This window comes from Devosia psychrophila (assembly GCF_000971275.1).
Lineage (GTDB): Bacteria > Pseudomonadota > Alphaproteobacteria > Rhizobiales > Devosiaceae > Devosia > Devosia psychrophila.
Genome location: NZ_LAPV01000153.1, coordinates 71,160 through 95,438, shown reverse-complemented (window position 1 = coordinate 95,438; position 24,279 = coordinate 71,160). Strand labels below are relative to the sequence as shown.

Genomic DNA, 24,279 nt, shown 5'->3' with positions numbered 1-24,279 from the left:
TGGGGTTGATGAGATAGACCTGGCCATTGGTATTTGAGCTGACCGGGCAATGCTGGTGGTGGTCGATCCGGTGACGCGGTTGAGGATGGCCGATAGTGCATCGGGCTGCACATAGGTGACGATGTTGCCGCCGCCGATATTGTAGCTCTGCCAGTTGATCACCGCATTGGCGCTGGTCTGGTTGATGACAAGACCATTATTGGTCGCCGCGCCGATGGTGGCACTGCCGGCTGAAACCGCGCCGCCGTCCGGCAGGGCCTGGGCATGGGCCAGATTGCCGAAATTGGTGGCCACCAGCGCCGTCGAGGCCAGCAATGCCCTGACTCTGGCCTTATGGGAGATGCCACTGGAAACGGCGCGTTGGGTCATGTTCATTGCCCTCTAGGATTGGAAAGCGGCGGTGAGCGAGAAACGATCGTTGTTAGTGCCGCTCCCAAAACGCTCGGTGCGGCCATATTCGAGATTGAGATTGGTGCTGGAAAAACTCGATTGCGCGCCCGCGCCGAGCCGGATGCCTGCTCCGTAGGAAGCGCCTTGCGACGAGGCTTGCTCGAGAATTGTCGGTTGGTGCAGCGTCACGCGGCCATAGGCGCCAAACAGATAGGGCGAGACCAGCAGGGCGGCGTTCGTCGTATCCGCCTGCGGCAGGCCAGTGCCCTGTTGCGCCGGAAACTCCGGCAGGCCGAAGGGCAGCACAGAGGATGCGGCGAAGGGAAACTGCAGTTCGGCACGCAACATGAAGCCGTCGTCGCCCTGCCTTGCGCCTGGGCCATAGGTGGATGGACCCGTCGTGGTGGCGAGACCGATTTATTTCGAGCTCAGCAGCGGCCGGCCGAACGAGGTCTGGGCCTTCGCCTTGAAATCGAGCACCAGATGCTCGGCCAGCGTCTGGCGGTAGCCGAGACTGATCTCGAGCTTCTGGAAATCGGCATTGGCACCCTGGCGCGGCAGCAAAATGCCTGTGGCCGTCGCATCCGCCAGATTGCGGGCGCCCAGCCCGTTCAGGCCCATAGACCCGGTGATATCCCCGTAGATGAAAGCGTCGCGGGTCGGATACCAGGAAAAATCCATGCCGGCACGCAGGGTGCGCAGCGGGTCTTCCGACAGGGACAGGCCGCCAAGATTCTTCAAAGTCTGGCGCTCGTCCTTGATATCAAAGACGCCGCTCAGGTTGACGGTAAGATCGCGCGAGCGGATCAGCGGATAGTTGAGCCGCGCGGCGTAGCGGACAAAATCGGACTGATAGATCAGCCCGGCGAGGTTTGGCGGCACGGTGCGCGAGGCCGTGCCTTCAAGATTGAGCGTCAGGCCGTCAATGCCGATGGGCAGGGTGACGCCGGCGGCCAGCGACCTGTTGCGCGGCGCGTCGGAAAAAAAAGCCATTCTCGGCATCGAAGCGCGAACATAGAACTGCTCGCCCAAGCCGAAGGGCGAGTTGAAATCCACGCCGATGCCAGTGCTGTAGCGTCCCAGTTCTTCCGATAGCCGGTTGTCCACCGTCGCCGAAGCAATGACGGGCTTGTAGCGCGCCTCGATCGTCAGCACGCTGCCGCCCGCCTCGCTGCCCTTTGACAGGGTCGAGCGCAGCACGGCGCCGGGCAGGTCCCCCGCCAGCAGCACCTGCCGTTCGATGGTAGCGTTGGCAATGCCCTTCTGGCCGATCAGCGGCGCCGGCACCGCTTCGACGCGAAGGCGGATGTTGTCCGGCAGCCGGGAGGTATCGACGGTTTCCAGAAACCCGTCGATGACGACGATGCGCAAAATTGCTCCGTCCACCAGCCGCTGGGCCGGCAGCACCACACGCACGAGGCTATAGCCTGCATCGGCATAAGACCGCTCAAGCGCACCCGCCGCCGTAAACAGATCAGCGGCCGTAACGGTCCTGCCCGACAGATCAGCCCGCAGCTTCTCCGTCTCCAGCTCGAGAAACCCGCCTTCGACCGCAACGCCTGCAAGATGGACAGTAAGCTGCTCCGCGCCTTCAGGCGCGTCCTGTCCAGCGGTAGCCAGCAGGTCGAAGCCGCCAGCGCGCTGCTGCAACTAGGGTTGAAACGTCTGCGGCGTTACCTGCGATGCCGTCTGAGCAAAGGCCGCCCCGCCAGCGATGATGACAACCGCACCCACCAGCAGCCCCACGGAGCGCATATGACCGTTAACCAAAATCGCCACCCTGAGATGCTCGGCATTCATCCCCACCTGGGACAGCAACGCACGCACCCTTATAGACCATCCTCACGCGTCGCACTACTCAATATGCGCATTATCGTGAAATATGGATCACGGTAAACTGGCGCACAAAGAGACCCCTTTTCGGGGAAAAAATTTTCGCCTTGCTACGGCATCATTCGGATCGGTGAGGATGACCGAGACGGGCTGTACCGCTAGGCAGGCACGGCCATGGTCAAGGGCATCGACGTTCGCATCTCGCAATTGAGCTTCGGCCATGGCTCCACGCCCGTCCTGAAAGCGGCACTGTTTCCAAACGGCGGCACCACTTATGTCGCGTTCCGTCCCGATCCGGACAATGGAATGATCGAAACCTATCGCCATTACGGCGCCGTTACCCAGGTGCCCGACGATCTGGGTCTGGTCTATGCCAAGGTCATCGACACCCTGCCTGCGGGCACCTATGCCGGCGATTTCAGCGCCGAGGCAATCCAGGAATTCAACATGGATTACGTGCTGACCACCTATCGTCCGCACTCCGGCGGTACGCGAATTAGCCGGGCGTTTCCCTTTCTAAAAATTTCGTCCTATGGTCGCCTCGCATAATACGAAACACGAGCGAACCATGAACGTCGAAGCCCGGCATGCCAAAATCATCGAGATTGCGAAGTCTCACGGCCGCGTGCTGGTCGATGACTTGGTGCGTGAGTTCGGCGTCTCGGCTCAGACCATCCGCAAGGACCTCAACGACATCTGCGATCGGGGTCTGCTCAAGCGCAGTCACGGTGGCGCGGTATTCGACTCCGGCATCGAGAACATGGAATACGAGGCCCGCAGGCGGATAGCCGCCCAGGAAAAGGACGCCATTGGCCAGGCAGCCGCCAGGATCGTGCCCAACAATTCCTCCCTGTTTATCAACATCGGCACCACGACTGAAGCGGTCAGCCAGGCTTTGCTTGGGCACACGGGATTGATGGTGATCACCAACAACATCAACGTCGCCAACAGGATGCGAATTTATCCCACGCTCGAAGTCGTCATTGCAGGCGGCATAGTGCGTGGCTCGGACGGCGGCATTGTCGGCGAAGCCGCGGTCGATTTCATCAAGCAGTTCAAGGTGGACTACGCGGTCATTGGCACGTCGGCCATCGATGGGGACGGGGCATTGCTGGATTTCGACTATCGCGAGGTCAAAGTCGCCCAGGCGATCATCGCCAATGCGCGGCACGTCATCGTCGTTTCGGACTCCACAAAGTTCCAGAGGACGGCCCCGGTGCGGATCGCGCATCTCTCCCAGGTCAACACTTTTATAACCGATCATTGCCCGTCGCCCTCTGTTCGGCAGGTTTGCGAGGAGGCGGGGGTAACCCTGATTGAAACCAATCCCGTTAACCAACTGACTCTGCTCAGCAATTAGCTTTCGAAATCGCCGTCACATGGCGCGCGTTTAACTTCGATTGACATTCGATTTACTTTCGTCTTACCTTTCGACTGCTCGACCTAACTGGAAAACCGGGGGCTGAGCGACAGGGAGGAACAATTGGATAGCACCAGCGTCCATGACATTTTTGTCATTGGAGGAGGAATCAACGGCTGCGGGATTGCCCGCGACGCCGCTGGTCGGGGCTATAGCGTCATCCTTGCCGAAATGAACGATCTTGCCAGCGGCACTTCATCGGCCGCCACGAAGCTGATCCATGGCGGCCTGCGCTATCTGGAGCACTACGAATTCAGGCTGGTGCACGAGGCACTGGCCGAGCGCGAAGTACTGTGGGCCTCCGCTCCCCATATCATCTGGCCGCTGCGGCTGGTGTTGCCTTACCACAAGGGCCTGCGCCCAGCGTGGCTGTTGCGGCTCGGCCTGTTCATCTATGACCATCTTGGAGGTCGCAAGCTGCTGCCGCCCACCCGGACGCTGGACATGCGGACCGATCCGGCGGGCAAGCCACTGCAGCCGCTTTACGCCAAGGCGTTCGAGTATTCGGACTGCTGGGTAAACGATGCCCGCATGGTAGTTCTCGCCGCCCGCGATGCGGCCGATCGCGGCGCCACCATTCGCACGCGCACCGCCGTGGTTTCTGCGCAGCGCCAGGACGGCCAGTGGGCGATCACCACCCGCGATAACATGACGGGGGCCACAGACTTGGTCCACGCCCGCCTGCTGATCAACGCAGCGGGTCCATGGGTCGATACGGTGTTATCCCAGACCCTTGGTCAGAACAGCGCCGGTAACGTGCGTCTGGTCCAGGGCAGCCACATCGTCGTCAACAAGCTCTACGAGCACGACCGCTGCTACATGTTCCAGAATGCCGATGGCCGGATCATCTTCGCCATCCCCTACGAGACCGACTTCACGCTGATCGGCACGACTGACCAGGACTATCAGGGCGACCCCCGCGATGTTCGGATCAGCGATGGCGAGATCGATTATCTCACGCAAGCCGCGAGCGAATATTTCGTCAGGCCAGTGACGCGCGACGACATTGTCTGGAGCTATTCAGGCGTTCGCCCGCTCTACGACGACGGCGCCGGCAAGGCCCAGGAAGCAACGCGCGACTATGTGCTCAAGACCGCCGGAGGCAGTGGCGAATCCCCGCTGATCAACGTTATTGGCGGCAAGCTGACCACCTTTCGTCGACTGGCAGAGACCACGCTGCTCAAGGTCGAGGCCTTGATAGGGGCCAAGGGCGCCGCCTGGACCCGCAACGCCAGACTGCCGGGTGGGGACTTTCCACCCACGGGTTTCCCGCAGGCCGTCGCCGCGCTCAAGCGCGATTATCCGTTCCTCGATCTTGCTTACGCAACCCGACTGGTTCGGCTCTATGGCACGCGCGCCGCGACCCTGCTCGGCGCCGCCCGCAGCCCTGCCGAACTCGGCCAGCATTTCGGCGCCGATCTCTACGAGGCCGAGGTGCGCTACCTGGTCGAGCACGAATGGGCCATGACCAGCCAGGATATACTGTGGCGGCGCACCAAACGCGGCCTGCTCGGGGACGCGATCCGTGTCGCTGACCTGGATCAATTTCTCACAGCGCTCGGCGCACCGTTCGGCAGGGAGCAGACGCTTGCTTGAGCTCCGGAACATCACCAAGCTGGCTGGCGCCGAGACCCACATCTCGGACGTATCGCTCAAGCTTGAGCGCGGCACGCTCAACGTGCTGCTAGGGCCAACCTTGTCGGGCAAGACCAGCCTGATGCGGTTGATGGCTGGGCTCGACAAACCCAATAGCGGAACGTTGCATTTCGACGGCGTCGATGTGACCGGCGTGGCGCCGCAGAAGCGCGACATCGCCATGGTGTTCCAGCAGTTCATCAATTACCCGACGATGACGGTGTATGAAAACATCGCCTCGCCGATGCGCGTCGCGGGTGCCGATCGCAAGACCATCGATGACGCGGTGCAGCGCGCCGCAAACCTGATGAAGCTGACGCCTTACCTTCAGCGGATGCCGCTCAATCTCTCCGGCGGCCAACAGCAGCGTTGCGCCCTGGCCAGGGCCATCGTCAAGAATGCCGGCCTCGTGCTGCTCGACGAGCCGCTGGCCAATCTCGATTACAAGCTGCGCGAGGAACTGCGGGCCGAGTTACCGCGCATTTTCGCCGAGGCAGGCACGATCTTCGTCTATGCTACCACCGAGCCATCCGAAGCACTGCTGCTGGGCGGCAATACCGCGACCCTGTCGGCTGGTCGCGTGACGCAGTTCGGCAAGACCATCGACGTCTTCCGCAAGCCCAACGATCTCGTCACCGCACGAACCTTTTCCGACCCGCCGCTCAACACCATCGTCATGCGCAAGTCGGGCAATAACCTCTCCCTCGACGGCGGCATGGCCTTCCCGGTGCCGGCGCATCTGGGCGACGTCCCGGATGGAATTTACACCGTCGGCTTTCAGCCGCATCACCTGTCGCTCAGTCCAGCCGGCGCGGCCCCTGTGTCGATCCGCGCCAGGGTGATCGCCATGGAAATCACCGGCTCGGAGAGCTTCGTCCACCTCAGCTATGCCGATGTTCGCTGGGTGATGCTGACGCCCGGCATCCGCAAGTTCGAGACCGACGAGACCGTGGAAGTGTTCCTCGATCCGCAATTGCTGATGGTGTTTGACGGTCAGGGCCGTTCGGTCACCAACCATGCGCCGCTGGCGGCTTAGGAGAGATCATGGCCCGCATCGATCTCGACCACGTCCGACACTCCTACCTGCGCAATCCGGTCAAGGACGCCGATTTTGCGCTCAAGGAAGTGCACCAGAGTTTTGAGGATGGCGGCGCATATGCACTCCTGGGACCGTCGGGCTGCGGCAAGACCAGCTTGCTCAACATCATTTCGGGGCTGCTGCAGCCTTCGCGCGGCCGCCTGCTGTTTGACGACCAGGACGTGACGGCCCTGTCGCCCGAGCAACGCAATATCGCCCAGGTGTTCCAGTTTCCGGTCATCTACGACACCATGACGGTGTACGACAACTTGGCCTTTCCGCTGCGCAATCGCGGCTTCTCCGAGCCCGATGTCGATCGTCGTGTCAGGGAAACGTTGGAAATGATCGACCTGTCGGATCGCGCCGACAAGAAGGCGCGAGGCCTCACGGCCGATCAGAAGCAGAAGATTTCGCTGGGGCGCGGCCTCGTGCGCTCCGATGTCAACGCCATCCTGTTCGATGAACCGCTGACGGTGATTGATCCCCACATGAAGTGGGTGCTGCGCAGCCAGCTCAAGCAACTCCACAAGCGCTTCGGCTACACCATGGTCTATGTCACCCATGACCAGACCGAGGCGCTGACTTTCGCCGATACCGTCGTGGTCATGTACGAGGGCGAGATCGTGCAGATCGGCACACCGAGCGAGTTGTTCGAGCGGCCCAGCCATACTTTCGTAGGCTATTTCATCGGCTCGCCCGGCATGAATGTCTTGCCGGTAGAAATTGACGGTTCAGTGGCGCGGCTGGGGACGCAGAGCATTGCCCTGCCCGGCGCCGTAAAATCATCCGGAGCCGTTAAAACCGAACTCGGCGTGCGCCCTGAATATGTCCGCCTCGGCCGTGAGGGCCTGCCGGTCACCATTCGCGCCGTTGAGGATATCGGCCGCCACAAGATCGTCCGCGCCACGCTCGAAGGTCGCGAACTGGCGGCCATCGTGCCCGAGCATGGCGAAATCCCCGCCGAGCCGCACGTCATCTTCGACCCCAAGGGCATCAACATCTATGCCGATAGCTGGCGACAGGAGCTTGTGGCCTGATGGAGAAAACCTGGAACAATCGTGCCTGGTTTCTGGTGCTGCCGGTGCTGCTGCTGGTGGCGTTTTCGGCCATCATCCCGCTGATGACGGTGGTCAACTATTCGGTGCAGGACACCTTCGGCAACAACGTCTTCTTCTGGGCCGGCCTCGACTGGTTCCAGGAATTGCTGCATTCGCCGCGCTTCTGGCAGGCGCTGGCCCGCAACCTGGTGTTCTCCGGCATCATCCTCGCCATCGAAGTGCCGCTCGGCATTCTGATCGCGCTCAATATGCCCAAGGCGGGTTGGGGCGTGCCTGTATGCCTCGTGTTGATGGCGCTGCCGTTGCTGATCCCGTGGAACGTCGTCGGCATGATCTGGCAGGTGTTCGGCCGCGTCGATATCGGCCTTCTGGGCAAGACGCTGTCGCTGCTCGGCGTGGACTATAATTACGTCCAGGATCCCGTCGACGCCTGGATCACCATCATCGTAATGGATGTGTGGCACTGGACCTCGCTGGTCGTACTACTTTGCTATGCCGGGCTGGTTTCCATTCCGGATGCCTACTACCAAGCCGCCAAGATCGACGGCGCCTCGGGCTGGAGCGTTTTCCGCTACATCCAGCTTCCAAAGATGCATCGCGTGCTGCTGATCGCCGTGCTGCTGCGCTTCATGGATAGCTTCATGATCTACACCGAGCCCTTCGTCATCACCGGCGGCGGCCCCGGCAACGAAACCACCTTCCTCTCCATCGATCTGGTCAAGATGGCCGTCGGCCAGTTCGACCTTGGTCCGGCGGCGGCAATGTCGCTGGTCTACTTCCTCATCGTCATGCTGGTGAGCTGGGTGTTCTACACCGTGATGACCAATTACGGACAGGAGAGCTGATCATGAGCACTGTCTCCACCAGTACCAATACCCTGGCCTCCATGGACGCCGCTCAAAGCAAGGCATTGCGCCGCGCCCGCCGTCGCGCCGCGCCGCGCACAGCCTGGGTCGTGCCGACGCTCTACATCATCTTCCTGCTGCTGCCGATCTACTGGCTCATCAATATGAGCTTCAAGACCAACACCGAGATCACCTCGGCATTCACCCTGTTCCCGCGCGACTTCACGCTGCACAATTACACGGTGATTTTCACCGATCCGAGCTGGTATCGCGGCTATATCAATTCGATCATCTATGTAGCGCTCAACACCGTGATCTCGGTCGGCGCGGCGCTGCCGGCGGCCTATGCCTTCTCGCGCTACCGCTTCCTCGGCGATAAGCACCTGTTCTTCTGGTTGCTGAGCAACCGCATGGCCCCGCCTGCGGTGTTTGTGCTGCCATTCTTCCAGCTCTACTCGGCGTTCGGGCTGATCGACACCCACATCGCCGTGGCGCTGGCGCATTGCCTGTTCAACGTGCCGCTGGCGGTGTGGATCCTCGAAGGCTTCATGAGCGGCGTGCCTAAGGAAATCGACGAGACCGCCTATATCGACGGCTATTCCTTTCCCCGTTTCTTTTTCAAGATCTTCATGCCCCTGATCGCCTCGGGTATTGGCGTCGCCTGCTTTTTCGCCTTCATGTTCTCATGGGTCGAACTGCTGATCGCGCGCACCCTCACCACCACCGACGCCAAGCCGATCGCTGCCATCATGACGCGCACGGTCTCGGCCTCCGGCATGGACTGGGGCGTGCTCGCCGCAGCAGGGTCGCTCACCATCATCCCGGGTGCCTTGGTCATCTATTTTGTCCGCAACTACATCGCCAAGGGCTTTGCCCTGGGTCGGGTATGAGGAGGTTGCGATGAACTTTTCATGGATGGCCTGGACGCTGCCGACGGCGCTGTTCTTCGGCACCATTGCCGCGCTGTTGATCGGCATGGCGGTCTGGGAATATTTCTCGCCGGGCGGCAATCCGCGCCACGGCATCCTGCGCTTCGAGACGACGCGCGGCGATCGGCTTTTCATCTCGCTGCTCGGCAGCGGATTTATCAATCTGGCATGGCTGGGGCTGATTGGCCCGCAGCTGTGGTGGGCACTGGCCCTATCGCTGGTCTACGCAATTTGCGTGTTCCGGTTTGTATAGGGAGACGAATGAGGAGCGGACGCGGCAAGTCACCGCTCCTCTGCAATAGCAATCCAGGGAGGATTACGCATGCGAAACAGGCTACTAACATCCACGGCAGCACTTGTCTTGCTGCTTTCGGTGGCGCCCGCCTGGGCGCAGAGTGCGGAGGGGATTACAACCTTCCTTGACGGCGAAATCGACGGACTATCGGTGCTCGACCGCGCCGATCAGGAAAAAGAACTGCAGTGGTTCCAGGATGCGGCAAAGCCATTTGCCGGCATGGAAATCAAGGTCGTGTCGGAAACCATCACCGCCCATGAGTATGAATCCAAGGTGCTGGCACCGGCTTTCGAGGCCATCACCGGCATCAAGGTCACCCATGACCTGATCGGCGAAGGCGACGTCGTCGAAAAGCTGCAGACCCAGATGCAGTCGGGCGAGAATATTTACGACGCCTATGTCAACGATAGCGATCTGATCGGTACTCATTGGCGCTATCAGCAGGCCCGCAACCTGACCGACTGGATGGCCAATGCCGGCAAGGACGTCACCGATCCGATGCTCGACATCGACGATTTCATCGGCACGTCCTTCACCACCGCGCCGGACGGCAATCTCTATCAATTGCCGGATCAGCAGTTCGCCAACCTCTACTGGTTCCGCGCCGACTGGTTTGCCGATGAGACCAACAAGGCCGATTTCAAGGCCAAGTATGGCTACGACCTCGGCGTGCCGGTCAACTGGAGCGCCTATGAAGACATCGCGGAATTCTTCACCGGCCGCGAAATCGACGGCAAGGCGGTCTATGGTCACATGGACTATGGCAAAAAGGATCCGTCGCTCGGCTGGCGCTTCACCGATGCCTGGCTGTCGATGGCCGGCAACGGCGACAAGGGCATTCCCAACGGTCTACCGGTCGATGAATGGGGCATCAAGGTCAATGCCAACAGCCAGCCGGTCGGCTCCTGCGTTGCACGCGGCGGCGATACCAACGGGCCTGCGGCGGTCTATTCGATCACCAAATATCTCGATTGGCTGAAGGCCTACGCTCCTCCGGCTGCCCAGGGCATGACCTTTGGCGAAGCCGGTCCAGTGCCTGCCCAGGGCGAAGTCGCCCAGCAGATCTTCTGGTACACGGTGTTTACAGCCGACATGCTCAAGGCCGGCACTTCGGTGATGAACGAGGACGGCACGCCAAAGTGGCGCATGGCTCCTTCCCCGCATGGCGTCTATTGGCAGGAAGGGATGAAGCTCGGCTACCAGGACGTGGGCAGCTGGACCATCCTGAAGTCCACTCCCGACGACCGCGCCAAAGCCGCCTGGCTCTATGCGCAGTTCGTCGTCTCCAAGACCGTCGATCTCAAGAAGGCGCATGTGGCGATCAGCTTCATCCGCCAGTCGACGCTGGATGACCCGAGCTTTACCGAGCGTGCGCCCAAGCTGGGTGGTCTGGTGGAATTCTATCGCTCGCCAGCTCGCCTGCAGTGGTCGCCGACCGGTACCAACGTTCCGGATTACCCCAAGCTGGCACAGCTTTGGTGGCAGGCTATCGGCGACGCCGCCGCCGGTGCCAAGACGCCACAGGAAGCCATGGACTCGCTCTGCGCCGAGCAGGAAAAGGTTCTGGAGCGTCTGGAACGTGCTGGCGTACAGGGTGAATTCGGCCCCGTTCTCGCAGAAGAACACGATCTGGCCTATTGGAACGCAGACGCTGTAGCCGCCGGTAACCTTGCTCCACAACTTCCCATCGCCAATGAGAAGGAACAGGGCATCACCGTCGACTATGACGAGCTCGTCAAGAGCTGGGCCGAAGCCGCAAAGTAACCATCCACCGACGCCGGGGCCACCGCCCCGGCGTTTTCACACTCGAAATGATCGACGCTGACATCGAGCCGATATGGGCGCCGCGTCACCGTCATCTTGAGGCTCTCGCCCGTACCGCGTTAGGCGTCGCTCCGCCTTCGATCCGTCGGCCCGATGTATTGCATATGCCATCGGCGCCGCCCTGCTCACGCCCGCGGCACGCGCTAAGGGCTTGCCGGCCGCGGTCACCCAACGGCTATGATTGCGACCGGTAAAAATGGGACGTCTTTGGCCGCACAATGCTGCTGGGCGGACGGCTGGGCATGAAATGGTCGAACAAGGGCATATGGCGAAAGTCAGCAACTGCGCCGTGTTTGACGTAAGGCTGCCGCCGGAAGCAAGGTGGAAAGCCCCATCGGCAGAATAGATTGGATGGCTTTCGCGTTGCTCATGTCAGAGCTGGCTCTAGGCTTTGGTAGTACACCCATCTACATCGCATCTCCCGCCACGCCAGGCAGCGACCGATGCCAGTTTCCGTTAACACGCATGATCCGCACTGTGCACAGGCAATACCGCAGTTCCACCGTTAACCCTCGTACCCGACGGTGCGTGCGACGGCTGCCGACGAATGCTAACCGTTAATACGTTCTTAATAGTGGTTCGGTGGTCTGTGCCACCCCCGTAATGGTATTGGTGCATGAGTCAGGAGAGCTTCATCTACTCAAGGCGCGACCAGCGGCGGCGCCGACGATTTACCGTTGCCAGCCGCACTTATCTCGGCTTTGCGGTCGCGGCACAGGAAGGCGCTTTTGCCACCTTCCTGTTGCTGACCATTAGCTGGACGACGTCCACCGGCAGTGGCTGGCATGCCCAAGACCTGATAGCGGCCACGATTCTAGGTGCAATTTATGCTTGGTTCGCGGCCGGTCCGGCGCAGCGTTTCCTCGCATTTCCTGGCCAGAGGCGCGTGCAGGCAGGACAAATCCTGTTTAGCTGGACCCTCATCGGCATCACCGATCATCTTGCAAGCCCGCTGATGTGGCAGTCGTCGTCGATGTCGCAAATTTGGCTTTGGTGGGGGCTGGGCGCCGCCGTACTTCTGTCCGCGCGCCTGCTGGTTTATTGCGGCATTGGCATGATGTTCGCAGCGGGTCGATTTCAGATCGAGCGGGTCGGCCTTGTCGGCGACGCGGATGTTATCTCCCGCTTCCAGGATCAGGCCAATATCTGGCGGCAAGGATGTCAGGTCGTTGCTACGCACACCCTTTCCGCCAAGGCTGCGGCCGGAGCGCAGGAACTATCAGAATTTGCCAAGCTGTGCATCGCACGCCACTGCGATCACGTCCTCGTCGTCGGAGAGTTGGGCGAGGTTGAAAGGGCAAATTCTGTAGTGGACGCGTGCCAGCAATACGCGCTGAACGTTGTCTATGCGCCATTTTCGACGTCCGGCAATTCGCCTTACAAACTGCTCGATGTCCTCCCCCTGGGACCAGCAAATTCCATTCGCATGCTGGGCCGTCCACTCGATGACCGCGATCAGGTGGTCAAGCGAGCGTTTGACATTATTGTCTCATGTGTCGCTCTGGTCGTTCTCTTGCCAGTGCTTGCCGTGGTCGCGCTTTTGATCTGGGCGACCAGTCCCGGCCCGGTGCTCTATCGTCAGGAACGCCGCGGATTTAACGGCCAGCCATTCTATATCTACAAGTTCCGCTCGATGACTGTCACCGAAGATGGGCGCGCCATGCTTCCGGCTGTGCATCGGGATCCGCGCATTACGCCCCTCGGGCATTTTCTTCGACGCACCAGTATCGATGAACTGCCGCAACTCCTGAACGTCCTCGTCGGAGACATGAGCCTGGTGGGCCCACGCCCCCATGCCTTGTCACACGATGATGAACTGAGCCTTCGATATGCCACCTACGCCCGCCGGCGCCGCATCAAGCCGGGCATAACGGGCTGGGCCCAGGTCAACGGATTTCGCGGGGATGTTTCCACCCAGGAAAAAATCGAGGGACGCACCCAGTATGACCTCCACTACATAGAACATTGGTCCGTGGAGCTCGACATCTGGATCTTGGTACTCACCCTGCTGTCTCGACAGGCACACAAGGACGCGGGCTAGTTGCTCTGTGACGCGAGCAGTGCTGCATTGGCGGCCTGCAGGCCTCCCACTGCCTCGCCGTACCCGGTGGCTGCGACAGCCTCGAAGATGCGCTGGGATTCCCGGTAGCGCTTCAGATGATAATAGCTCCAGGCGCGCAGGGTCAGCAGGTCATTGCGCTCGGGGGCGTATCGAGCGCGCTCATCGAGTGCATCCAGCGCGCGGCGATAATCGCCGATGTCATAGGCGCTGATGGCCTTCTCCGAATAAATCGCAATTTCAAGTTCCACCGCCTGGCGATCCGATATCGGCGCCGTGGCGGCAGCAACGGCAGCATTATCGGCCAATCCCAGGCGGACGTAAGCCAGCGACAGGCCATAGGCGGCGTCGCTACGCGTGCTTTCTGAGCCCGACTGCAAGGCGCGATTGAAATGATCGACGGCCTGGGCCGGTCGATTGAGCTGCATCAGGCACCACCCATGACCGAGCGCTGCTCCGGACGAAAGACTGCCTGCCGGCACGAACTTGGTGCAGCTACGTGACGCCGAAGAGCTCTGACTGCTGCCGGTTGTCGCCTGGGTCGTGGCGGTGGGGGGCTGGCTCAAATGCACCGCCCGCACGACCGACGCGGACGATGCCTGGTGGACCGGCCGCGGCTGCGGCACAGGCGGTGCCGCCGACCCGCTATCGCGCCCGAAGCTTGCAATACGTGCCGAGTTCGGCCCCCACTGCGTGCGGATACTTTCGACGGTTGCCGCGTCGCCAAGGGCATTGGAGGCGACCATCAGCCCATAAGCGGCCGGTTCGAGATCGGACTGCCAGCGCAAGGCCAGGGTGAACCATTCCACCGCCGTCTCGGGCTGTTGGAAATCATAGGCATACCAGCCCAGCTCCTGGGCAGCAGTCGCCCGGCGTGCCGCCATCACAGCTGAGACGATCCTGCCAAGAACGCCGCTCTCCACCTCGATACGCGGCTGCAGGGCGAGCAGGGCCGCCGAGGCGTCTAGGTAGAGGCCGTTGATCTGATCGTTGTCGTCCGCATAGTCGGCAATCGCCGCCTCGGCTGCCTGCGGGTCACCCAAATCAAGCAGTGCGGCACCGAGGCCCTGGGCCGATTCCGCCGAAGGATCGGCCTCCATGGCCGCCTCGAACCAGCGACGGCCCGCATCATTGCGTTTCTGAGCAAGTTCCGACCATCCGAGCAGCCGCATGTCCTCTGCATTGTCGCCGTCCCGTGCGGTCTGTTCAAGCAGCGCGATATCGTCCGGCAGAGGGGCTTCGCCATCGTCCTCAAGCGACGCCGCCACGGCACGGCGTGCCAGGTCGAGGCGCAGCGCGGCGAATTCACTGATGCCATCTGGACCCGCCCGCTCCAGCGCCAGCAGTGGCTGCAGGTCGGCTCGGTCGAGCAACTCGATGGCCTTTTGCACCGTTGCATAGCGCTGCGCCGGGTCATCGCAATTGCCGAGCACATAGGCATAGGCGTCAATGGCGCGCTGGTTATTGCCGGTGTTGGCAAACGCCTCCGCAAGCCGCCACAGGTTGTCGATGGCTTCGCAGGTCAGTAGCTCTGGATTGTTGGCGGCGACGGAAATGACCGTTTCGTACTGCTTGGCATCGGACGCATTGCGCAGCCGCAGTGCAGATTCGCCAAGTGCCAGGCTCTTCAGCAAATCGTCGGACGGTACGAAATTGGGATCGGCCGCCTGCTTGGTGGCAAGGGCCGCGCGGACGCCCGCATAGTCGCCTGCGGTGAACAGATCCCAGATCCGAACGATGTCGGCATCGGGGACATACTCGTCCGAAAGCAGATTGGTCGGTGGCTCCCAGCCGGGATGCAAGCTGCGCAGTCGTTCCAACTCGGCCTGCATCCGGGCAGTGTCACCTTGCCGGGCAAAATAGCGCAGAGCGGTCTCGTCCACGGGGGGGCTGGCTGCTGCTGGCGCAGCCACGGTGGTGGCGACCGGCGGCGTTCCGGCAACCGGAGCTGAGATTGGGCTCGCCGGCGCCGTTTCGAGTGTCGTGGTCACGCCAGGAGCAGGCTGTGAGGGCGCCTGCGCAATAAGGATTGGCCCAACGTCAGCAGAGCCGAGATGTGACTGGGATGTTTGCTGTGCATAGGCGGAATAGCCGATGATGATGCCCAGCGTTGCCAGGATGAAATAGACGATGATCCTCATGAGGCGGCCTGCGTCATGCAAGAAGGCTGGCTGCGACGCAAATAATCCAGCGTCAGCAGCTGCAGCGTCGCGGCATAATAGCTGGTGGGCGAGAGAGTACGGAGCTCTTCGGGCACGACGGTGCCGTTGGATATGCAGTCCATCGCAGCCACGATCAGCCGATACCCGGGCTCGGAAATGGGTTCGAGTCTTTCGCCTGTGAGCGGATCGATCTTGTAAAGGCCCTCCGCATCGGAGTTTTGCCGAAACGGTTCGAGCAGGACGGGATTGATCCCGGCCCGCATCATGTACAGCGGAATGCGAATGCCGTTGTAGCCGAACTCGATTGGAAAATCGGGCGCCGGGCGCACCGTGCCGTCGTCGTTCAACACCAGCCAGTCTGGTGGGAGGCCGGTTTTGCTAAGGCGGGCACGGCGAACCAGTTCGATGCCGGTTTCCGACACGGCGTTCCAGTCGATGCTCGGATCGAGCTTGGCAAATGCCGTCAGCGCCTCGAACACCCAGTATGACGGATTGAGCACCGGTCCCACGCCATCGGCGCGATCATTGAAGCCCGCCGCGCCAGGCAGAATGGCAGTCATACCATGTGCTTCCACGAGCATGCTGCTGCCGATGGTGGTTGCGATCTCGCGGGCCCGGTCGGTGAAGCTTGTTTCCGACCAGGCATCGCCGGCAAGAGCCAGGCCATAGGCGATCAGTATGTCGCCGTCGGTGGCGTTATTGGCATCGGTCAGGTTGGGCGAGGCAGCCGGATCCCAGCGCCAGCCCGCCAACCCGTCGTCGCGTACCATCAATTCGGTCTTGGTGAAGCTCCAGACGCGCTCAAACGTTGCTCGGTCATCCGCAAGCACGGACAGGACGAGGCCATAACCCTGGCTTTCGCTGTGGCTGATGCCGTTGTTGGCAGTATCCACCACTCGGCCGTCTTCAGTGACGAAGCCCTGCAAGTAGCTCTTCCATTCGTCAGCCAGAATGACGCTGGCGGCGTTGGCCCCGGCGACACCGGCGGCTATGGTGAGAACGAGGCTCATGGCTGCAACCTTCATTTTTGCCGCCCCACTCTGCCCAGCGCCAATGCCGTTGCCAGCATCAGCAGCATGGCCGCCGCGCCCAAGGCAGCGGTAAAGATCAGAATATTGCCCGAGAACCAGTTGGCAGCTACGAGGCGAAGGTTCCAGATCGAAAACGGCTGCGTCAGCTTCAGCACCGGTGCGACGGTTTCCACCGCAGTGACATTTGTGTCGGTTGCCGCCAGTGTGCTGACTCGCCCGCCGACTTGCCGCCACTGGGCGGTCACGGCCAGTCGCTGCATGCCGGCAAGCATGCTCGCCTCGTCATTGCCGGTCAGCACGGTCCACAAACCACCTTCCGGCTGCATCGATTGGGCCAGTACGACGCTGTCGGCCGCGACAGGATAGGGCTCGTCGCGACGAGGAAGCACGCGCAGGTCATCGAGCGACAGGCCGACGCGCCCGAGCATCCAACTGGCCGCACCGTTGAACACATTGCTCTGACTGGCGCCCGACCGGAATTGGTCGAGGACCGCACCCTCATCGGTTGCGCCGCTCGCGATAGCCCCGTGCGACAGGCCGATGCGGGCAAGCGTCGGCTGCGACATCTCTGGTAGCGGCATGATCAGGATGGCATTCTCTTCGGGCCGCAGGACACCTTCGGAGGCGATCGTTACAGGCAAGACCTTGCCCGAAGCAGTAGCAGCCCGGACCAGCAAGGTCATCGCTGCCATGGCGGCCTGCGGACCTTCTCCTAGCACGACAGGCACTTGTTGATCTTCGGCATAAGGCCAGGCAGAGCCAGTCAATCCCTGCAGATTAGGCAGCGCCGCGGCCCTGGCATAGTCCGGCAAACGAAACTGCGTGCTGGACGAGAATACGAAGCGCACCGGCGCCTCGCCGGTCCAGCCCGGGCTGCATACCTGGTCGGATTGGGCGTTGAGATTGACGACCACTTCCAGCTCGTTGCGGCCCGCCCGGAGGTTGGTCATCGGAAAGCGGATGATGGTGTGCCGCAGCATGCCGCCATCGGTGCGCAACAGGGGCGTGGCCGAAGCGATCTGGCCGTTGGCGTAGATGTCGATTTCGCTACCCGGCTGCACGTCGCCGGAATAAGCGGCGTCCAGCACCAGTTCGGCCTCACCATAGAGATTGGCGTAAAAGTCGGGCGGCAATTCGAACTGGAAGAGCGTCCTATAGCGCCGACCGTTGAATTCTGTCGTCGGAACGCCGAGATCGGCAAGCGACACGGCCTGCCCGCCCAGCATTGTGGGTATGGCATAGGGGAGGTCGATGCGCGGACGGCCGTCCGAAACCGGCGCTGCCGTCATGATGGCCTCGGTGGCCTGGGATACGCTGGCCCAGTCCGGACCTGACACCAGCAGTGTATTTGCCCCGGTCGGCACCGGTATCAGCGCGGCGATGGAGCCCGAGCCGGCCTGCGCCGCATATTGCACCAAGCTGTCAGGCAATTGGCCGGAGGGGCCGAGCACGACATCCAGCACGCCGGGCATTGCCGTCTCAGATAGCGTTGCCGCCTGCTCGATATGCAGGTTCGGCACGCGCAGCGCCAGAGCCAGTTTCTGCGCTAGATCTATGGCGACCCGCGTTGCTTCTGGCTGGGTGAGATCGGGGGTTATCAGCCGGATCGTGGTGTTGCCGTTGGCATCGAGACCGACCGCAGCCAAGTCGGCGAGTTGGCGGACCTGGCCGAGGTCGGCGCCCTCCAGACTCAACATCGCGGTGCTGCTATCGATTTGCGTCCATAACTCGTAGGTGGAAGCCACCGTACAGTCGGTGCGGTGGCGTTGGCTGGCCAAGAACTCTATGGTATTTGCCCCGGCCCGCAGCAGGCCGCCGGGCAGATCCAATGCAATCACCGAGGGGGCTGAGGACGACGCGATGGCGCTGCGGCCTAGGTCGGTGCCGTTGACGCGAATATCGAGGTGGGAAACCTCGGGCGCGACGACCACGGCATTGAGATAGGAAAGCTGCAGCCGTGCCGGTGCTTCAGCCTGCGCCTGGGTGAGGTAGACCACGAGTGCCTGACGGCTTTCCTCACCTGTCAGGCGGAAGGAGCCGCTCGGCAGCAGAAAATGTTGCGAACGGGGTGGAAGAACAGGCTGGGGTGCTACCGGCGTTGCTGCGGGAGCGCTTGCAGGCGGCTGCGTCTGCCGAAGGTCGCTCTCCGGCGTCATGTCAAACGGAACCGGTTGCGCCAGTGCGGGAAGCACGACAGAGGATAAAAGCGCGGCGAGTAGGAGGCGCGTCCTAATCATTGTTCGCCCCTCGACCAGAGCCGAAGCGGAGCAGGTAACCGAGCCCGCGTCCTGTCTGGTATACCGATATCGCGAGGAACCGGATGGTCCCGCGAATGATCCCGATATTGACCTGGCGCGAGCGCTGCCGTTGTTGCCAGTTGGCGGAGTTTGCATAAAGCAGGTCGGCGATCAGTCGATAATCCTTGCCGCTTTCCGGCATGAAGCGGCAGCCCAGCTCCACTCCCTTGCCCTGGCTGGTTGCAGAGCGAACAAACAGGGCCATCTCGTTGGCGCCGATATCGGACAGCGGCGTGAAGCGTACGCTCGTTGGCGCCCCGCGTCCCAGGCCAGCTGCACCTGACGGCAACTGCAGGGCCAGGCCGCCGCTCGATACGTTCACGATGTTACCCTTGATCCAGCTGCCGTCGGCGCCCCGCACTTCGCAGCGCCGCTCGACATTGACGCGCCTGCTGGAGCGAACTTCGCGGCGCTCGGAAACGACACCCAGCGCGCAACCGGCGAGGATCAGGTTGAAGATGTTCCAACCGCCAACCACTATGGTGATTTCAGCCTGATAGGGCTCGGCGGCCACCTTGTAGACCGTCATCGCAACTGCCAGGATAAGCAGCAGAAAGATGAGGTAGAAGGGACGCGAAAGCTCGGACAGCCGCGCCTTGTCGACGCTCTCGTCCTTCGCCGTCACATTGAACGTCGGCTTGCTCGGGTTGCGAGCTACCGAGATCAGCGCACCCAGCAAATGCACCGACTGAATGTATTCATAAAGCTCCGAAATCCAAGGCCAGCGCCAGCGCCCGAACAGCGAGTTCTGCATCACGAGGTTCACCAGCACGTAAGTCAGCGTGTAGGCGGCGAACTCCCCGCCTGACGCGGTAAAAATCTGCAGGTCGAAGAACAAATAACAGAACGGCGCGAACAGGAAGATCATGCGCGGCAGCGGAAACAGCCAGAACAGCGTCGACGACATATAGCACAGTCGCTGGCCCAGCTTCAGCCCGCTCTTGAACAGCGGAAAGCTGAACAGCAGGATTTGCATCATGCCCTGGGCCCAGCGGGTGCGCTGGCCGATAAAGCTTGCGAATGTGGCCGGCTGCAGACCAGCCACGAGAGGCCGGTCGACGTATATGCTGTTCCAGCCCTTGGAGTGCAACTCGATGGCGGTTTCGCAATCTTCGGTGATGCTGCGGCCAGCAAAGCCATTGTTGGTCAGCAGCGCTTCACGCCGCAGCAGGGCGGCAGAACCGCAGAAAAACGCTGCGTTCCAGCGGTCGAGACCGCGCTGGATAATGCCGTAGAACATCTCGTTTTCCGACGGCATGGTCTCGAAGGTGCGCAGATTGCGCTCTAGGGGATCGGGATTGAGGAAAAAATGCGGCGTCTGCACCAGGAACAGACGACTGTCCCGAGCGAAATACGGTACGGTCTCTTGCAGGAAATCGCGCGCCGGAGCGTGGTCCGCATCGAACACGGCAATGAACTCGCCGCTGGAATTGGCCAGCCCGTTATTGAGGTTTCCGGCCTTGGCATGCTCATTCCTGGACCGGGTCAGGTAGCGGCAATCCAGCTCGCTGCAAAGAGCCTGTAACTGCTCGTAGCGATCCTGTGCGGCAGCAGCGCTGTCGGGATCTGCGTTATTGCGCTTTGCTTCTGTCCCTCCGTCATCAAGCAGCCAGACGGTGAAGCGGTCTGCGGGATAGTCCATCGCCTTGGCCGCAGCAAGTGTGCCGGCCAACAGCTCGAAATCTTCGTTATAGGTGGGGATGAAGACGTCTACGAATGGCACCGGATCTTCAGGCTGCAGGCGGATGCTGGGCCGCAGCGGCAGCGGTCGGATGACCACGAACAGGCTGAGGAACAGCATCATTATGCAGTACATCTCGGCCAGGTAGAGGATCAGGCCGGGGATAAAATCGGCCAGTGCAGTGATAGGCGGCAACGTGCTGGTGGTGCGCCAGAAGGCATAGCGCAGCACGATGATGGTGCCGAAGGTCAGCAGCAGCAGGCGCCAATTGCCATCAAGCTTCAGCGTCTTGATCACCCCCATGGCCACGATCAGCAGGACTGCGGTAACGAGGTGAACTTCAAGGCTCACCGGCAGCGTGATGATGACTAACATCGCCGCCGACACCATCGACCAGATCAAAATGGTGAGGGTTCTGTTCACGGCTATTGTGCCCCCGAAGATGGTCTCGGCACAACAACCGAAGCGGTTGGTGGACGCGGCACAGTGGTGGCGGCGCTACTGCTGCTCCCGCTCGGCGAGGGAACGATAGGGGCGCCGGGTGGCGGTGCAATGGAAACCGGGACGACGACCGGTGCGGCGGCCGGCTGCGGCGCAGCGGTGGATCGGGTCACGGGGGCCGGAATGTCGATCACATTGGCAAAGCCCTCCGCCCCTACCGGACGGATCGAAACGGCGGTCCGGCCTATAGCGGCTGGGGCGGGGCGGGGGGAATGAACACTGTGGCTGAGACGCAGCCGGTACATGACCTCGACAAGTTGCTGCTCGGTGGCGCCTTGTCTGCACAGTTGTAACCGCATGCTGATGGCGCCGCCATCCACGGTGCTGGTCGGCCTCAGGCTCGGCTCGATGCGCTGCCAGGCGTAGATGCAGGCGTCGCCATTGGCGGGTCGGCCAATCGCGTAGCCAAACGGGCCATAGTCATTCTGGACGTAATAGGGCGATACGGCCATGCCACTATCCGGCCAAGCGGCCAACGCTTCCTCGGTCAGATTGATCTGGGTGAAAGGGATGTCGCGCAAGGCCGCATCGCTGCCGTCACCGCCATCGCCGACAAACTTCACGATGGTTATCTTGTTTTCGCCCGTGGAACGGGCTTCGGTGGCCAGTGAGATTTCCTGCTGGATCGCATTGGGGAAGGTCGTCGACACCACATTGACGATCGCGGGACCACCCGGCGGCGGAACGATCATTGCATCGACAGGTGCAACGATGCGGGCTTCGCGTGGGGGGAGGTCGCGCGTCGACGCACAGGCGCCAAGCATTGCACCAACAAGCGTTGCCATGAAAACGAACCGCACGGCTTGTGCCGCTGGAGCATGAATGCTCCGGAATTGCTGTATGGTCTGCATGCGAGTTCGAACCTTATTCGTCATCGTCACGACCAACAACGGCTTCTGCCTGCTGACTACCCGTTTCATAACGGAAGTATAAAGGATACGGTTAACTCCTAGTTAAACTACGGAGGCTTCCTGTAAATTGGCATGAGCTTGTGCCTTCGGGGTTACCGAGTCCACCGAAATAACGACAAATGCGGCGAGCTTCTGTGATCGACGCTCAGTTCAGGGAGAAGCGGATTGCTGCTGTCAGGGCTCGTCCAGCGTAGCCCGGCGGGGGTGGCGGAAGTGGGGACGCGCGTCGGGCCGTGTCGAGTGCAGCCTGGTCGAGGATCGACGAGCCGGAAGAGCGGGCGACGTTTACCGAGGTGATGTGGCCGCTGGCGCTGACGGCAAAACTGATCTCGACGGTGCCTCGTATGCCTTCTGACTGCGCCAACCGGGGATAAACCTTGTGCTGATCCAACTGCGCCAGAGCCTGGGCCTGCCACTGCTGTGGCGAAATGGTGCTGGCGGTTGGCGGGGGCGATGCCGGAGCGCTGGTCTGGGCAGGTGGCGCAGGCGTGCTCACCGTCGGCTTGGGCGCCGCGGGCCGCCGCACAGCAGGTTTCGGCAGCGCTGGCGTATTTTCGCGCCGCTCCTGCAGGCCGGGCGACATCATCATCGGCATCGGAATATCAGAGAGCGCTTCGACGATCCCGTCAACGACCTCGGCGGGAAGTGGCGGCTCCTCGGGAATATCCTCGACCTCTTCCGGCTCGGTCGACTCCACGATTTCAGGAACCAACGGCTTAAGCTCTTCGATTGGCCGTTGCACCTCGGCGATGACGGGCGCGAGCGCCTCCGTTACCTCGGGCGTTACGATATCCGGTACAGCTTCCTGCTGGATAGTCTCCGGCGGCACCTCGTCGGCCATCTCGGGCTCAGGCGCCACTTCCGCAACAGGCTCATCCACCTCGGGGGTGACCTCTTCAGGTGCCATCGGTGCAAGGTCTATCAGGATGGCGGGTTCGGGCTCACCCAGCACAAGTGCGGGTGTCGGCAGGCGCTGCACGCCTTGGGCAACACCCCAGCCGGCGGCAAGTATTACCAACAGGGCAAAGGCCCAACGGGCCGCATCGCCTCTGGATAACCCGTCGAAACGGTCGCTTCCCCAGCCTTCGCCTGCCCTCATGGCCTGGGTTCGGCCGCCGGCAAGGTTTCGAGTCCGACCAGCGCGATCTTGAGATAGCCGCTCGCACGCAACTCATTCAGCAACGCCATCAAGTTGCCATAGGGCACCGCCTGGTCAGCGCGGAGGAACAGGCGCTGCTCGTGATCACCGTCCGTTGCGTCGTCGAGTGCCATGGTAAGCTGTTCCGCTGGAACGGGATCGTTGCCGATATTGATGCTGAGATCGTCACGCAGGGTGACGTAGATTGGCTGCTCGGGGCGGGGTTGGGCCGTGGCGGTCGAGCCAGGGAGATCGACATTCACATCGACCGTGGCGAGCGGAGCCGCGACCATGAAAATGATCAGGAGCACCAGAATGACGTCGATGAATGGCGTTACGTTGATCTCGTGCTGCTCGTCCAGATCGTCATCGCCATTGTCGCGAATGCCGCCGGTCATCGGTTCTTCTCCACCCGTCCGGTGTCGTTGAAGTCGAGGTCACGCGAGACGAGGCGTTCGATGGCGGCAGCGGTGTCGGCGAGAACCTGGCGATAACCGGCGAGCGAGCGGGAAAAGACGTTGTAGATGACGACAGCGGGAATGGCAGCCACAAGACCCATGGCCGTCGCCAGCAGTGCTTCTGCAATACCAGGCGCCACGACAGCAAGATTGGTGGTCTGCGCCTGCGAGATGCCGATAAATGCGTTCATAATGCCCCAGACGGTGCCGAACAGGCCGACGAATGGCGCGGTGGAACCGATGCTGGCGAGCAGGCCGGTGCCGCGGGCGAGGCGGCGACTGGCAGCAGCCTGCAGGCGCGACAGGCGCGATGCGACCCGCTCCTTAAGACCCGCCCCGCCAGCCGTGGCAATGGCGCCCCATGACAGCTGCACTTCTTCCTCGGCCGCTTTCAGCAGCACGCTGCCGGCGCCGCTCAGTTTAGCGGTGGCGGCAAGTGCATCTTGCAGCGTGCGCGACTGGGACACGGCGCGCAACGTGTGGCGCATGCTCCCCTTGGCACCAGCGATCTCAAGTGCCTTGGCCACAAGGATCATCCAGGTAAAGAGCGACGCGATCGCCAGGCCCACCATAACGCTTTTAACCACCAGATCCGCAGCCATGAACATGGCCCAGGGCGAAAGGTCATGCGGCAACAACGCCGCGGGCATGGCGGCCCGTATCGCCTCCTGAGCGCAGGCGGGAGCCATCAGCAGCATGATGCAGGCAAAAGGTCGGATGAAGCGAGCGAGCAT

At 61.7% G+C, this 24,279-nt stretch carries 20 protein-coding genes and 1 pseudogene; 10 read left to right on the top strand and 11 right to left on the bottom strand.

The features are described from left to right. Positions 1 to 108: 108 nt before the first annotated feature. From WH91_RS25960 to WH91_RS17520, 3 genes and pseudogenes are all read right to left on the bottom strand, one after another. Positions 109 to 369: pseudogene (locus WH91_RS25960) on the bottom strand (hypothetical protein); the annotation flags it as partial. A 12-nt stretch (positions 370 to 381) separates the two neighbouring features. Next, complete coding sequence (locus tag WH91_RS25555; RefSeq protein ID WP_052952927.1) at positions 382 to 738, bottom strand: hypothetical protein; 357 nt, start codon at positions 736 to 738, stop codon at positions 382 to 384. A 69-nt stretch (positions 739 to 807) separates the two neighbouring features. Further along, positions 808 to 2,040: a ShlB/FhaC/HecB family hemolysin secretion/activation protein gene (locus WH91_RS17520; protein ID WP_052952926.1), complete on the bottom strand. Its 1,233-nt coding sequence runs from the start codon at positions 2,038 to 2,040 to the stop codon at positions 808 to 810. Positions 2,041 to 2,397: 357 nt separating this feature from the next. Between WH91_RS17520 and WH91_RS17515 the strand changes: the two genes are divergently transcribed. The 10 genes from WH91_RS17515 to WH91_RS17470 all read left to right on the top strand — a co-directional run bounded on the left by WH91_RS17515 (position 2,398) and on the right by WH91_RS17470 (position 13,348). Continuing rightward, positions 2,398 to 2,772: a hypothetical protein gene (locus WH91_RS17515; RefSeq protein ID WP_046172291.1), complete on the top strand. Its 375-nt coding sequence runs from the start codon at positions 2,398 to 2,400 to the stop codon at positions 2,770 to 2,772. Between the two features lie 19 nt (positions 2,773 to 2,791). Further along, on the top strand, positions 2,792 to 3,583 hold the full coding sequence (locus tag WH91_RS17510; protein WP_046172290.1) for a DeoR/GlpR family DNA-binding transcription regulator: 792 nt from the start codon (positions 2,792 to 2,794) through the stop codon (positions 3,581 to 3,583). 123 nt (positions 3,584 to 3,706) lie between these two features. Then, positions 3,707 to 5,239, top strand: a complete 1,533-nt coding sequence (gene glpD / locus WH91_RS17505) for a glycerol-3-phosphate dehydrogenase (protein ID WP_046172289.1) — start codon at positions 3,707 to 3,709, stop codon at positions 5,237 to 5,239. Continuing rightward, positions 5,232 to 6,314 (top strand): ABC transporter ATP-binding protein, encoded by a 1,083-nt coding sequence (locus WH91_RS17500; RefSeq protein WP_046172288.1) that lies wholly within the window; start codon positions 5,232 to 5,234, stop codon positions 6,312 to 6,314. The genes glpD and WH91_RS17500 overlap by 8 nt, the downstream gene beginning before the upstream one ends. 8 nt (positions 6,315 to 6,322) lie before the next feature. Beyond that, entirely contained in the window at positions 6,323 to 7,393 is a 1,071-nt protein-coding gene (locus WH91_RS17495; protein ID WP_046172287.1) for an ABC transporter ATP-binding protein, read from the top strand. Further along, positions 7,393 to 8,259, top strand: a complete 867-nt coding sequence (locus tag WH91_RS17490; protein ID WP_046172286.1) for a carbohydrate ABC transporter permease — start codon at positions 7,393 to 7,395, stop codon at positions 8,257 to 8,259. Before WH91_RS17495 ends, WH91_RS17490 begins: the two co-directional genes overlap by 1 nt. A 41-nt stretch (positions 8,260 to 8,300) precedes the next feature. Continuing rightward, positions 8,301 to 9,149: a carbohydrate ABC transporter permease gene (locus tag WH91_RS17485; RefSeq protein ID WP_046172330.1), complete on the top strand. Its 849-nt coding sequence runs from the start codon at positions 8,301 to 8,303 to the stop codon at positions 9,147 to 9,149. Between the two features lie 10 nt (positions 9,150 to 9,159). After that, positions 9,160 to 9,441 (top strand): DUF2160 domain-containing protein, encoded by a 282-nt coding sequence (locus WH91_RS17480; protein ID WP_046172285.1) that lies wholly within the window; start codon positions 9,160 to 9,162, stop codon positions 9,439 to 9,441. 69 nt (positions 9,442 to 9,510) lie between these two features. Further along, positions 9,511 to 11,247 carry an ABC transporter substrate-binding protein gene (locus tag WH91_RS17475; RefSeq protein WP_046172284.1) on the top strand — a complete coding sequence of 579 codons (1,737 nt, stop codon included), beginning with the start codon at positions 9,511 to 9,513 and terminating at the stop codon, positions 11,245 to 11,247. A gap of 676 nt (positions 11,248 to 11,923) precedes the next feature. Further along, complete coding sequence (locus WH91_RS17470; protein ID WP_052952925.1) at positions 11,924 to 13,348, top strand: exopolysaccharide biosynthesis polyprenyl glycosylphosphotransferase; 1,425 nt, start codon at positions 11,924 to 11,926, stop codon at positions 13,346 to 13,348. Here the strand turns inward: WH91_RS17470 and WH91_RS17465 are convergent. The 8 genes from WH91_RS17465 to exbB form a co-directional block, all read right to left on the bottom strand. Then, positions 13,345 to 15,507 carry a tetratricopeptide repeat protein gene (locus tag WH91_RS17465; RefSeq protein ID WP_052952924.1) on the bottom strand — a complete coding sequence of 721 codons (2,163 nt, stop codon included), beginning with the start codon at positions 15,505 to 15,507 and terminating at the stop codon, positions 13,345 to 13,347. The two genes, WH91_RS17470 and WH91_RS17465, sit on opposite strands and share 4 nt — an antisense overlap. After that, positions 15,504 to 16,553 (bottom strand): family 8 glycosyl hydrolase, encoded by a 1,050-nt coding sequence (locus WH91_RS17460; RefSeq protein ID WP_052952923.1) that lies wholly within the window; start codon positions 16,551 to 16,553, stop codon positions 15,504 to 15,506. Before WH91_RS17460 ends, WH91_RS17465 begins: the two co-directional genes overlap by 4 nt. Beyond that, positions 16,550 to 18,796, bottom strand: a complete 2,247-nt coding sequence (locus WH91_RS17455; RefSeq protein WP_082102244.1) for a cellulose biosynthesis cyclic di-GMP-binding regulatory protein BcsB — start codon at positions 18,794 to 18,796, stop codon at positions 16,550 to 16,552. The genes WH91_RS17460 and WH91_RS17455 overlap by 4 nt, the downstream gene beginning before the upstream one ends. Then, positions 18,789 to 20,960, bottom strand: coding sequence for a UDP-forming cellulose synthase catalytic subunit (gene bcsA, locus WH91_RS17450; protein WP_046172282.1), 2,172 nt, complete (start codon positions 20,958 to 20,960; stop codon positions 18,789 to 18,791). The genes WH91_RS17455 and bcsA overlap by 8 nt, the downstream gene beginning before the upstream one ends. 2 nt (positions 20,961 to 20,962) lie before the next feature. Next, positions 20,963 to 21,823, bottom strand: a complete 861-nt coding sequence (bcsN, locus tag WH91_RS17445; protein WP_158409593.1) for a cellulose biosynthesis protein BcsN — start codon at positions 21,821 to 21,823, stop codon at positions 20,963 to 20,965. 271 nt (positions 21,824 to 22,094) lie between these two features. Further along, a complete protein-coding gene (locus WH91_RS17440) occupies positions 22,095 to 23,048 on the bottom strand; it encodes an energy transducer TonB (RefSeq protein WP_046172281.1) in 954 nt (317 codons plus the stop codon). Then, complete coding sequence (gene exbD / locus WH91_RS17435) at positions 23,045 to 23,485, bottom strand: TonB system transport protein ExbD (RefSeq protein WP_046172280.1); 441 nt, start codon at positions 23,483 to 23,485, stop codon at positions 23,045 to 23,047. The genes WH91_RS17440 and exbD overlap by 4 nt, the downstream gene beginning before the upstream one ends. Beyond that, positions 23,482 to 24,234 carry a tonB-system energizer ExbB gene (gene exbB / locus WH91_RS17430; protein ID WP_052952936.1) on the bottom strand — a complete coding sequence of 251 codons (753 nt, stop codon included), beginning with the start codon at positions 24,232 to 24,234 and terminating at the stop codon, positions 23,482 to 23,484. Before exbB ends, exbD begins: the two co-directional genes overlap by 4 nt. Between the last annotated feature and the right edge of the window lie 45 nt (positions 24,235 to 24,279).